The sequence below is a fragment of the Pseudooctadecabacter sp. genome (assembly GCF_020627745.1).
Lineage (GTDB): Bacteria > Pseudomonadota > Alphaproteobacteria > Rhodobacterales > Rhodobacteraceae > Octadecabacter.
Window position 1 is genome coordinate 13877 of sequence record NZ_JAHDGE010000034.1, and the last position, 11260, is coordinate 25136.

At 61.2% G+C, this 11260-nt stretch carries 11 protein-coding genes and 1 pseudogene; 5 read left to right on the plus strand and 7 right to left on the minus strand.

The window, feature by feature from the left end; genetic code table 11:
* Window positions 1-164: 164 nt before the first annotated feature.
* The 4 genes from QZ653_RS12255 to miaB all read right to left on the minus strand — a co-directional run bounded on the left by QZ653_RS12255 (window position 165) and on the right by miaB (window position 3796).
* Window positions 165-1178 carry a PhoH family protein gene (locus tag QZ653_RS12255; protein ID WP_296420384.1) on the minus strand — a complete coding sequence of 338 codons (1014 nt, stop codon included), beginning with the start codon at window positions 1176-1178 and terminating at the stop codon, window positions 165-167.
* Between the two features lie 143 nt (window positions 1179-1321).
* Window positions 1322-1660, minus strand: coding sequence for a hypothetical protein (locus tag QZ653_RS12260; RefSeq protein WP_296420385.1), 339 nt, complete (start codon window positions 1658-1660; stop codon window positions 1322-1324).
* 12 nt (window positions 1661-1672) lie between these two features.
* Window positions 1673-2233 (minus strand): OmpA family protein, encoded by a 561-nt coding sequence (locus QZ653_RS12265; RefSeq protein WP_296420386.1) that lies wholly within the window; start codon window positions 2231-2233, stop codon window positions 1673-1675.
* Between the two features lie 243 nt (window positions 2234-2476).
* Complete coding sequence (gene miaB / locus QZ653_RS12270) at window positions 2477-3796, minus strand: tRNA (N6-isopentenyl adenosine(37)-C2)-methylthiotransferase MiaB (protein ID WP_296420387.1); 1320 nt, start codon at window positions 3794-3796, stop codon at window positions 2477-2479.
* Window positions 3797-3930: 134 nt separating this feature from the next.
* Between miaB and QZ653_RS12275 the strand changes: the two genes are divergently transcribed.
* Window positions 3931-4794, plus strand: coding sequence for a hypothetical protein (locus tag QZ653_RS12275; protein WP_412766012.1), 864 nt, complete (start codon window positions 3931-3933; stop codon window positions 4792-4794).
* Window positions 4795-4804: 10 nt separating this feature from the next.
* Here QZ653_RS12275 and QZ653_RS12280 read toward each other — a convergent pair whose 3' ends face one another.
* Both QZ653_RS12280 and irrA read right to left on the minus strand, forming a co-directional pair.
* The gene (locus QZ653_RS12280; RefSeq protein WP_296420389.1) at window positions 4805-5281 is read right to left on the minus strand and encodes a hypothetical protein; all 477 of its coding nucleotides are present in this window, start codon (window positions 5279-5281) and stop codon (window positions 4805-4807) included.
* A gap of 52 nt (window positions 5282-5333) precedes the next feature.
* Window positions 5334-5768 (minus strand): iron response transcriptional regulator IrrA, encoded by a 435-nt coding sequence (gene irrA, locus QZ653_RS12285; RefSeq protein ID WP_296420390.1) that lies wholly within the window; start codon window positions 5766-5768, stop codon window positions 5334-5336.
* Between the two features lie 152 nt (window positions 5769-5920).
* On the opposite strand from irrA, the gene fabA reads away from it, so the two are divergent.
* Window positions 5921-6430: a bifunctional 3-hydroxydecanoyl-ACP dehydratase/trans-2-decenoyl-ACP isomerase gene (fabA, locus tag QZ653_RS12290; protein WP_296420391.1), complete on the plus strand. Its 510-nt coding sequence runs from the start codon at window positions 5921-5923 to the stop codon at window positions 6428-6430.
* 79 nt (window positions 6431-6509) lie between these two features.
* On the opposite strand, the pseudogene QZ653_RS12295 reads toward fabA, so the two are convergent.
* Window positions 6510-7886, minus strand: a pseudogene (locus QZ653_RS12295) (NAD-dependent succinate-semialdehyde dehydrogenase); the annotation flags it as partial.
* 124 nt (window positions 7887-8010) lie between these two features.
* On the opposite strand from QZ653_RS12295, the gene QZ653_RS12300 reads away from it, so the two are divergent.
* From QZ653_RS12300 to QZ653_RS12310, 3 genes are all read left to right on the plus strand, one after another.
* Window positions 8011-9240, plus strand: coding sequence for a beta-ketoacyl synthase N-terminal-like domain-containing protein (locus QZ653_RS12300; protein ID WP_296420392.1), 1230 nt, complete (start codon window positions 8011-8013; stop codon window positions 9238-9240).
* A gap of 71 nt (window positions 9241-9311) precedes the next feature.
* Window positions 9312-9746: a hypothetical protein gene (locus QZ653_RS12305; RefSeq protein WP_296420393.1), complete on the plus strand. Its 435-nt coding sequence runs from the start codon at window positions 9312-9314 to the stop codon at window positions 9744-9746.
* A 243-nt stretch (window positions 9747-9989) separates the two neighbouring features.
* On the plus strand, window positions 9990-10961 hold the full coding sequence (locus tag QZ653_RS12310) for a nuclear transport factor 2 family protein (protein ID WP_296420394.1): 972 nt from the start codon (window positions 9990-9992) through the stop codon (window positions 10959-10961).
* The last annotated feature ends 299 nt before the right edge of the window (window positions 10962-11260 follow it).

The window sequence follows — 11260 nt, forward strand, 5'->3', positions numbered from 1 at the left end:
ACGCCGCAGAACAGGCCCGATCCGCAAGCGGTTGAAGGTCCGCCCAGCGCGGATCCTCGATCAGGATTTCAACGGTCGCGGTCACAGGCAAGGGCGCAGGGGGGCGCTGCCCCCCGCCCTTCGGGCTCCCCCCGGGATATTTATGAGACAAAGACAACGAACGCTCATTTCGGGTCGTCGCGGTCGTAGGCTTCGATGATGGCGGCGACCAGCGGGTGGCGCACCACGTCTTTGGAGGTGAAGTAGTTGAAGCTGATCTTGGGGATGTTTTTCAGCAGCCGTTCCGCGTCACGCAGGCCCGAATCCACACCACGCGGCAGGTCAATCTGGGTGCGGTCACCGGTGATGACCATGCGCGACCCTTCGCCCAAACGGGTCAGGAACATCTTCATCTGCATGGTTGTGGCGTTCTGCGCCTCGTCCAGCACCACAAAGGCGCGCGCCAGCGTGCGGCCCCGCATGAACGCCAGCGGCGCAATTTCGATCTTCTTTTCCTCGATCAGTTTTTCCACCTGTTTGGCGGGCAGAAAATCATTCAGCGCATCGTAGAGCGGCTGCATGTAAGGATCGACCTTGTCCTTCATGTCACCGGGCAGATAGCCCAGCTTTTCACCCGCCTCGACCGCCGGACGGCTGAGGATGATCTTGTCCACATGCCCGCCGATAAACAGGTTCACCCCAACGGCAACCGCCAGATAGGTTTTGCCCGTGCCCGCAGGACCGATGCCAAAGGCCAGTTCGTTGTTGAACAACGATTTTACATAGGCTTTTTGCGCCTCCGTGCGCGGCTCGACCATCTTTTTGCGGGTCTTGATTTCCACACGGTCGCCGGGAATCAGATCCATCTGGTCGCCTGCAGGCGATCCTGTGCCCTTTTCAGACGCGCCCATGCGGACCTCACGGTCGATGTCGGCGGTTTCGACCGCGCGGCCCGCCTCAAGACGTTCGTAAAGGGCTGTCAGCACCTCCGCCGCCTCGCGGCTGGCCTCGGCCTCGCCATGGATCGACAACTGGTTGCCGCGACGCAGGATCTGCACGCCCAGCTTCAATTCAATCTCGGCCAGGTGCCGGTCATGTTCACCGCACAGGTCGATCAGCAGAAAATTATCGGGAAACTCGACCACGACAGGGGCCGCGTCTTGTTCATAGGGGGTGGGGGGCAGCGTTGTGGTGGCCAATCAACTCTCCAGGGTTTGTGTAGGACGATGGTGGCCGGTTGCACGGGCAGGTGCAAGCCACGACCGGACAATGTCGCCCCTTTGAAACGAAAAAGGGGCCGCGGATGTTCCCGCGACCCCTTTGCACTCTGTTTTGCCCGAAATCACAGCGGATCCGGAATGTCCGTGCCTTCGTTGAACGGGCCCACCGCAGTAGAGGGCGGCGCCACACCGGAACAGACCGGACGGCCATCAGGTGTCAGACGCTCGGACAGGTAGCCCTCGATGCCGTCGTCGATGATCCAGTGGTCACACCCGTTGGGGTCAACCCAGATACCGGCCACCAGCTGTGTCAGGGATTTTTCGTCCCGTCCTGCGTCCACGAAACGCTCAGCGCCTGTGCGGTTGCCGCCTTCGATGTTGAGGGCCGTCAACGCGGCCTCGCCACACCCCGAAACGGACAGCGCCATCACGGTCAGAGCGGAGAATTTAACTGCTTTCATCTGTCCAGCTCCTTAGCGAATGCAATAGATTTCGACGCGGCGGTTTTCGGCGCGCCCTGCGTGTGTGTGGTTGTCGGCCCGTGGGCGACGCTCGCCAAAGCCTTTGACATCAACGACACGCACACCGGCATCCTGTGCGATCCCGGCGACCATGTTGGCGCGCTGGTTGGACAGGCGGATGTTGTATTCGTCCGATGCGTTGCTGTCGGTGTGACCGTAGATCAGGAAACCGAAGGCATCGGCCTGCTGGAAGAACGCCATCAGGCGCTGCTTGTCGGCACGGCTGATCCATGGCTCATCGTTTTCGAACAAGGTGTCCGTCGGGATCACACCACAAATGTCGGACCGCATACAGATGGGCGATCCATCACGGTTGCGGCGCGGAGACATGTAGCCTTCGAACCCGTCGTCCATGACCCAGTGTGTGCAGCCATCCGGGTCAACCCAGATCGTTGGCTCATAGCTTTGGCCGGTGATGGTTTGCTGTGCCGCAGCAGGCGTGGCCATGGCCAGCGCACCCGCAAATGCAAGGCCCAGGCCCGCCAGCAGAGATTTCGTCATACGTGTTTTCATTGGCCCCATGCCCCTTTTGAACTGTCCGCGACCCCCGGGCACCCCAATGCCCCCAGCCGCCCTCACTGTCACATGATGTACCCATGGTTACCAAACTTTAGCCATAAAGAAAGACAAAATAGCTATATATTGTGTCTAATTGGGCAACAAAGTCACGTTAATGCAGCGGATTGTTTGCCGTCGGGGCGATATTGCCGCCGAAGTTCAACGGCTTGCGGATCGTCGTTAAGACGCAACGTCACCTCAGACGATGTCGCCGCCCAGCGAATTGGACTCAGACTTCACAATCCGGACGGGACGCAGATCACCCACACGCACGTCCTGCGTGTCAGCAAAGACCGCGTGCAGGTACTCCGACTTTCCGATCATCTGACCGTCTTCGCGTCCGGCCTTTTCGAACAGAACCTTGACCGTGCGCCCGATCATGCTGTCTTGCGTGGCACGTTGCTGGTCGCGCAGCAGCGCCTGAAGACGCTGCAACCGGTCGTCCATCACATCATCGGGCAGCTGCGGCTTTTCCGCCGCGGGCGTGCCCGGACGGGTGGAATACTTGAACGAATAGGCCTGCCCGTAATGCACGGTGCGGATCAGATCGAGGGTGTCTTCGAAATCGGCCTCCGTTTCACCGGGAAAGCCCACGATAAAATCGCCCGACAACAACAGATCAGGGCGCGCCGCGCGGATGCGTTCGATCAGTCGGAAATACTGGTCGCGGGTGTGTTTGCGGTTCATCGCCTTCAGGATGCGGTCGGACCCCGATTGTACCGGCAGATGCAGATAGGGCATCAGTTTGTCGCAGGTGCCATGGGCCTCGATCAGGGCGTCATCCATGTCGTTGGGGTGCGATGTGGTGAACCGGATGCGTTCCAGCCCGTCCACCTTGTCCAGCGCCCAGATCAGCCCGGCCAATCCGCCAGCGTGGCCGTGATAGGCGTTCACGTTCTGGCCCAGCAGGGTGATCTCCTTGACGCCGGCCTCAACCAGCTCCTGCGCCTCGCGGATGATCCGGTCGGCGGGGCGGCTGACCTCGGCGCCGCGCGTATAGGGCACCACGCAAAAGGCGCAGAATTTGTCGCAGCCTTCCTGCACGGTCAAAAACGCGGTGGGCCCGCGTTTGATCTTGGCGCGTTTGCGCAGGGTGTCGAACTTGTCATCCTCGGGAAAATCGGTGTCCAGCGCCTTGCGGCCCTGGCCCACGGCCTGTTCCATCGCAGGCAGGCGGTGGTAGCTTTGCGGCCCCACGACCAGATCGACCATGGGCTGGCGGCGCATGATTTCCTCGCCCTCGGCCTGTGCCACACAGCCCGCCACCCCGATCTTCAGGTCCGGATTGTCGGCCTTCAGCCCCTTGAACCGCCCCAGTTCGGAATAGACCTTTTCGGCGGCCTTTTCGCGGATGTGGCAGGTGTTCAGCAGGATCATGTCCGCGTCGTCGGGTGTCTTTGTCTCGACATAACCCTCACCGCCCAGCGCCTCGACCATGCGTTCGCTGTCATAGACGTTCATCTGGCAGCCGTAGGTTTTGATGAACAGCTTTTTGGTGTTCTTGGGGGGCTGGGTCATGGCACGGGCCTTTGGTCCAAAATCACGGGGGGTTCGGGAAGGGGATTGCGCCGCCGTCTACCCCACCCAAGCCCCGCTTGCAATGAGATGCGATTGACCGGATATTAATGCCAATCAGGCAAGGCACCCCCATGATCCACCACGACGATTTGTCCAGCTTTCTCAATGATGGCGCCGCGGCTTTGAAGAAAGGGCCCGTCGCCCTGATCTTTGCCGAGGACGAGGTCGAACTGGACGCCACAATCCGGCACACCCTCGCGGCGGGGTTCAAACACACCGTCGTCTTTGCCATGCCGGTCTTTTCCATCGCCGAGGACGTGGCCGACAGCATCATCCGCGTGTCCTACAACATGCTTGCCCCCGGTGCGCTGGAAACGGCTGTGAACGGGGTGATGAAGGCCACCGGCGACATCTGGATCTATTACTGCTACAACGCGGAGTTCCTGTTTCATCCGTTCTGTGAACATCGCGCGGTGGGCGAAATGATCGCCTTTAACGTCGAAGAACGGCGCGACACGATCCTGACCTATGTGATCGACCTTTACGCGGGCGATCTGGACGCGCACGAAAACGCCGTGAACATTGAAACCGCGCATCTGGACAAAACCGGCTATTACGCGCTGGCCCGCAAGGATCAGTGGAACAACGATCTGGACCGGCAGATGGATTTCTTTGGCGGGCTACGGTGGCGGTTCGAAGAACACGTGCCCGCCCCGCGCCGCAAGATCGACCGCGTGGCGCTGTTTCGCAACAAACCCGGCCTTGTTTTCAACGCCGATCACACCTTCAACGATCCCGAATACAACACCTACGCCTGCCCGTGGCACCACAATCTGACGGCGGCCATCTGTTCCTTCCGCACCGCCAAAGCGCTTAAACGCAACCCTGGCAGCACCTTCGATATCCAGTCCTTCACATGGCACAATTCCATTCCCTTCGAATGGCATTCCCAACAGCTTCTCGATCTGGGGCTGATGGAACCGGGGCAATGGTTCTGATCGCCGGACCTCAGGCGACAAGCACACCCAAGGCGCGGCCTTGCGGCACCGACCGCTGGGCCGAACTGTAAGGCCAGTCGCCCGGGTCCTGTACCAATCCCATCCGCACCGGAGCAGCCTCGATAAAGGCGCGTCGCAAAGGCATCGCCTCCCACTCAAGACGTGTCAGATGCGCCGCCCCCTCCCACAGCCCGCGGGGCAGATCCAGATGGGTCCGAAACGTCGTCTGGATCAGGGCCATGGCCTGTCGCATCCCGAACTCACCCGTGTTGAACACCGCCAAAAGCTGCATCTGCGCAGGCAGCACCACCGCCGCCTCGACATCAAAATCCCAGCGGGTGCGCGCCGATGCCACGCAGTCGCGCAACAACCGCACCTCCCGCAGCAACAGATCGGACGTGGTATCCCGAAGGGTGAATTTCATCGCAACCGGCACGGGCCGTGGGGCGTCGACAACAGGGCGGGGTTGGGGGCTGTAAAGGGTCATGAAGGCACCTTGGCGCATCCATTCTTAACAGCCGGTAAAAATCTTCAGGAATTTAGCTGCGCCGCAGGCGGATCACCACATCAACCGATGCAATCTCTGCGCCTTCGGGCGCATCCGGCACCCGCGCAATCTCAAGCTGGTCAGCCGGCGCGTCAGACAAACGGTTGTCGTCTTCCCAGTAGAAATGCGGATGGTCGGTCATGTTCGTGTCAAAATAGCTTTTCGACCCGTCCACAGTAATTTCCCGCAGCAGGCCCGCATCGCAGAACGCACGCAAGGTGTTGTACACCGTCGCAAGCGACACTTTCTCACCGGATTTTCCAGCCGCCTCGAACAGGCTCTCGGCGGTCACATGCCGGTCGCGTCCGTCGCCCACCAGCAAACCGGCCAGCGCCACGCGCTGCCGTGTGGGCCGCAGCCCCGCACCGGCCAGCCACGTGGTCCCGCGGTCCGACCGCGCATCTGATCTGGTGGTGGCATCTGTCATCGGAACATCCCCTGATTGCACGTATAATATGGGCGAACGGGCGCCGCTTTCAATCTCTAATGCGAACAGGTCGCAAACGCGCGTCCCTTGCGCCGCCTCCGTCACCTCTGTTAGGGGACGCCAAACGCCACTCATCAAGGGAACACCGGCCAATGTCCGACTATCCAACCTCATTTGACCGCGACGACCTTTTGAAATGTGCCCGTGGTGAATTGTTCGGCCCCGGCAACGCACAACTGCCCGAACCGCCGATGTTGATGATGGACCGGATCACCGACATCTCTGCCGATGGCGGCGCGCACGGCAAAGGCCACGTGCGGGCCGAATTCGACATCACACCGGATTTGTGGTTCTTCGACTGCCACTTCCCCGGCAACCCCATCATGCCCGGCTGTCTGGGCCTTGACGGGTTGTGGCAGTTGACCGGGTTCAATCTGGGCTGGCGCGGCTGGACAGGGCGCGGCTACGCACTGGGTGTTGGCGAAATCAAACTCAAGGCGATGGTGCGCCCCACGGCCAAGATGATCACCTATGAGATCGACTTTACCAAAGCCGTCCAGACCCGCCGCCTGACCATGGGCGTGGCCGACGGCATCGTCAAAGTCGACGGCGAGTTGGCCTACGACGTCAAGGACATGAAAGTCGCACTCAGCGAAAGCTGAACCCTCTTTACCAAGTCATCAAAAAAGGGCGGCCCGTCGCATCGGGCCGCCCTTTCCATTTGCCCACCACGGCATCCGGTCAATTCATAAAGATCGCCTTGGCGTTGACGAACTCGCGGATGCCAAAGCCGCCATGTTCGCGCCCGTAACCGGAATCCTTCACCCCGCCGAAAGGCATCGCAGGGTCCGCCGCGCCGAAATTGTTGATCCGCACCATACCGGTGTCGAAATAGAGGCGCGCCAGTTTCAGCGCGTGGTCCTCATCGGTGCAGAAAATGCCCCCGCCCAGACCGTAGCGGCTGTCATTGGCGATGCGCATGGCATCCTCGTCATCCTTGGCGCGGATGATCGACGCCACGGGGCCGAAAATCTCGTCGTCGTAAGCCGGCATTCCGGGCGTCACGTCGCCCAGCACGGTCGCGGGGTAATAGGCACCTGTCCTGTCCGGCACCTCACCACCACACAGCACCGTGGCACCCGCCTTGACGCTGTCCTCAACCTGTCCCGCAACCGTGTCGCGTTGGTCCGCGCTGGACAGCGGGCCCAGCTTGGTGTCTTCCTCCATCGGGTCGCCCATCCCGATCTCGGACATCTGCGCCACATAAGCCTCGACAAAGGCATCGTAATTGCTGTCTGTCACCACGAAACGTTTGGCGGACACACAGGTCTGGCCGTTGTTATACAGCCGCCCCATGACGGAAAACTTCACCGCTGTTTCGATGTCGGCATCCTCCAGCACGAGGTATGCGTCGTTCGAACCAAGCTCCAGCACCGTCTTTTTCAACGCCTCCGCCGCTTTGGCCCCGATGTGCCGCCCGGCCCCGTCACTGCCCGTCATCGTGACCGCACGCACCTTGTCGTGGGCGATGACCTCGTCACTGGTGTCGTGGTCAATAATGATGACCTGAAACAGATCTTCGGGCAAACCGGCCTCGATGCACAAGTCCCGCAGACGCAGGGCGCTGCCGGTGCAAATCTCGGCGTGTTTCAACACACATCCGTTGCCCGCCATGATGGCCGCCGCCAGCACGCGCAACGGCTGGTAGATCGGGAAATTCCACGGCTGGATGGAATAGATGACGCCGATGGGCTGGTAGGTCACGACACCGCGGTTGCCCTCGCCCCACGTGCGTTCCTCATCAGCCAGCGCATCGGGGCCGGTGTCGGCGGTATACTCACAAATGGCGGCGCACAGCTCCGCCTCGGTGACGCCGTCCTTTTTCAGCTTGCCAACCTCACGGGTCATCAGCGTGGCCAGCGCGTCGGCATTGTCGCGCAGCACAGCCGCGATCTTGCGCAACATCCCGGCGCGTTCTTCGTGCGAAGTCTCACGCCATTTCAAAAACGCAGCGTGGCTGGCCTCCACAGCGGCAAAAGCCTGCTTTCGGGACATGACATCATAGGTGGTGATGGTCTCTTCGGTGGCAGGATTGACGATTTCGATCTTTGACATGTGGGGCTTCCTCCATACGGGTCATGATCAAACGGCGGCGAAGGTCGTTGGGTTCCACCCGCGCCCTCCCCTTGCCCCTCACCGCCCCCTCCCATAAACCGGACAAAAGCCAATAAGGGAGCCGCACATGCGCCGCGTCGTCATCACAGGTCTGGGGATCGTCTCCCCCATCGGGAATTCAGCGGCCGAAGTGGACGCCGCCCTGCGCGCGGGCACCTCGGGCATCGTCGCCAGCGCTGAGATGGCCGAACACGGTTTTCGCAGTCAGGTTGCAGGCACCCTGAAGATCGACATTGCCGATCACGTGGACAAACGCACCTTGCGGTTCATGGGGCCCGGTGCCGCCTACGCCCATATCGCCATGGGTCAGGCGATCGAGGACGCGGGCCTGACCGAAGACCAGATCGTAAACCCCATGACCGGCCTCATCGCAGGCTCAGGCGGGCCGTCCACATCGGCCATGTTCGCCGCCCACAAGGTCGTGGAAACCACAGGTGCCACCAAACGCATCGGGCCGTTTGCTGTGCCCAAAACCATGTCCTCGACCGTCAGCGCAAACCTTGCGACGGCCTACAAAATCAAGGGCATGAACTTCTCCATCACCTCGGCCTGTTCCACGTCCCTGCACTGCATCGGCATGGCGGCCCAGCAGATCGCCCTTGGCACGCAGGACATCATGTTCGGCGGCGGCGGTGAAGAACTCGACTGGACGCTCAGCTGCCTCTTTGATGCCATGGGCGCGATGAGCAGTAAGTACAACGACACCCCCGAAAAAGCCTCCCGCGCCTTTGACGCCAATCGCGACGGGTTCGTCATCGCAGGCGGCGGGGCCATGGTGGTTCTCGAAAGCCTCGACAGCGCATTGGCGCGCGGGGCCAAAATCTACGCCGAAGTCACCGGTTTTGCCGCGACCTCCGACGGGGCCGATATGGTCGCCCCCTCCGGCGAAGGCGGCGAACGCGCCATGCGCGGCGCGCTGAAAACCCTGCCGGAGGGTCGCAAAGTGTCCTACATCAACGCGCACGGCACATCGACCCCCGTCGGCGACGTGGGCGAGGTTGAGGCCGTGCGCCGCGTCTTTGGCACAGGCACCACGCCCCCCATCAGTTCCACCAAATCCATGACCGGCCACTCCCAAGGCGCCACCGGCGCGCAAGAGGCCGTCTATTGCCTGCTCGCCCTGCAAGGCGACTACATCATCCCCTCGATCAATGTCGAAACGCTGGACCCCGCGATCAACGACGGCGAAATCGCCACCGCGTATAAGGCGGACGCGGGGCTGGACACGGTGATGACAAACTCCTTCGGCTTCGGCGGCACCAACGGGTCGATGTTGCTGAGCAAATATCGCGAATAACCTAATGGGCGGCGATGCGCGATTGATTTACTTTCCGATTAAGTCCCAGTTCCCCCGAACAGGGGCGTAAGATGTTCAGGAAATTTTTCAAAAAGACCACCGCGCCTGCCCACAATCGCAGTCAGATTACCCTCAACCTGACCTTCGTGGATTTTGAACCTGACAACGCCGGAATAACGGTCGCATGGCAGGCACAAGACGCCCCCTCCGACATCATGTTCGACGTTGATTTTCTGGGCATCCCGTCGGGCGTCACGACAGGGTTTGTGTGGGACAACGGCGCAAAGACCCTCAACAGTGTTTTCACGATGGCGGGCGACACGTCCTTCAAACTTCAGGCGGGATGGGCCTATGCCGACACCGCAATGGACGGCTCCGGCCGTGTCGGCGCGGTCTGGGTTCTGGACACGGCGTCAAACCCTGTCCTGACGTTTGACAAGGGCAGCACCCTGTCCGTCAGCTTTGTGTTTGACCCGCACCAAAAGAAAATTCGCACGCCGGACTGATCGCACCGCCGGACCGCACACCGTCACCATCGCGTCTTGCGTCGTCCCACAAAGGCGATAGTGTTTTTCCATGACCTTGACGACGGTTCTTTCGATGCTGGCATCCGCCGCGACCGCAGCGATGCGGTTGCTGGCGCTGCGTGCACGGCGGCCCGGTCGGGTTCCTTTTGCCCGAATGCGTGCGGGGCCGTGGTCCGGATAACCGGACCCATCCCACCCTATCGACATTCAAAAGGACAGATCATGTCATCCCCACACCGGACTTCTTATCTGCGGTATGCAGACGCCTTGCGGCATCCTCGCGACTTTTCCAACGCGGCCGGCGAATTTTTCGCCGCCGACGCGGACATCAACGTGGTTCACCCCTTCAACGGCATGACCGGCGCGGCCGCCTACATCACCACCGTTCTGCGCCCGTTACAGCAGGCCTTTGACGGATTGTACCAACGCTGCGACATCGTCATGGCGGGCGAATTCGACGGACAGTCGTGGATCAGCGCGACAGGCTATTACACGGGCCGGTTCGCGCAGGACTGGATCGGGATCAAGGCGACCGGCACGTTAAGTTATCTGCGCTTTGGTGAATTTCACCGGATGGACGGCGACAAGGCGGTCGAAAGCTATATCTTTCTCGACATACCGGAACTGATGATTGCATCCGGCCAGTGGCCGCTGCCCACGGGGCCGGGTCTGACGCGCGGATATACGGGCCTGATCCAGGGTCCGGCCAGCCGCGATGGCGTGATCACGCAAGCCCCCGATCCCGATGAAGGCACACGCAGCTACCAAATTGTGACAGATATGCTGTCGGGACTGGCCACCAAGGATGAGGCATGGCGGCCCTATTGGCATGACAACATGATGTGGTACGGGCCCGGCGCATTCGGCAGCTTTATCGGGATCGACCAATTCGCGTCGTTTCAGGTCCCCTTTGAATCCCAGTTCGAACACTGGTCCGGCGGATCATCGAACAACGGGATGACCACGCATTTCACCAGATACGGCGAGGGGAATTATACATGCTCGGGCGGGTGGCCGTCGCTGACAGGGATCAGCGTCAAGCCGTTCCTGGGGCAGGATCCCACGGGTGAGCGTGTCTTTATGCGGGTCTGTGACTGGTGGCGGCGTGAGGGGGATCTTCTTGTCGAAAACTGGGTCTTCGTCGATGTCCCGCATGTGTTGTTGCAACTGGGCTATGACCCCCTGCCAAAATGAGGGCCCCGCTGGGTGGGGGCGCATGACCCAGCGGGCCCGTTTCGCAGTGCGCGCACCAGCGGCGGACATCCGTCTGACCCGAAGGGATGCAGACACCCCAAAGCGGACAGGCGCATCAGCAGATGAACGGATGGCGGCACCAAAACCGGCTGCCGCCATGCGCAGATTGGCCGCGCCCCCTGCGGACGCAATCCAAACACAGGCCCCCCACCCGCGACCATGGCCCAGACACCGCCATGGCCTGCCAACCACAACCACGCCCACCCCAACCTTGACCCGCCCCCCAATTCCGGCGCAAA

Excerpts from the sequence above, each read along its gene's own strand:
- QZ653_RS12310 (WP_296420394.1), top strand. The coding sequence starts at position 9,990 with ATGTCATCCCCACACCGGACTTCTTATCTGCGGTATGCAGACGCCTTG.
- miaB (WP_296420387.1), bottom strand. The coding sequence starts at position 3,796 with ATGACCCAGCCCCCCAAGAACACCAAAAAGCTGTTCATCAAAACCTAC.
- QZ653_RS12280 (WP_296420389.1), bottom strand. The coding sequence starts at position 5,281 with ATGACCCTTTACAGCCCCCAACCCCGCCCTGTTGTCGACGCCCCACGG.
- fabA (WP_296420391.1), top strand. The coding sequence starts at position 5,921 with ATGTCCGACTATCCAACCTCATTTGACCGCGACGACCTTTTGAAATGT.
- irrA (WP_296420390.1), bottom strand. The coding sequence starts at position 5,768 with ATGACAGATGCCACCACCAGATCAGATGCGCGGTCGGACCGCGGGACC.
- QZ653_RS12265 (WP_296420386.1), bottom strand. The coding sequence starts at position 2,233 with ATGAAAACACGTATGACGAAATCTCTGCTGGCGGGCCTGGGCCTTGCA.
- QZ653_RS12300 (WP_296420392.1), top strand. The coding sequence starts at position 8,011 with ATGCGCCGCGTCGTCATCACAGGTCTGGGGATCGTCTCCCCCATCGGG.
- QZ653_RS12260 (WP_296420385.1), bottom strand. The coding sequence starts at position 1,660 with ATGAAAGCAGTTAAATTCTCCGCTCTGACCGTGATGGCGCTGTCCGTT.
- QZ653_RS12305 (WP_296420393.1), top strand. The coding sequence starts at position 9,312 with ATGTTCAGGAAATTTTTCAAAAAGACCACCGCGCCTGCCCACAATCGC.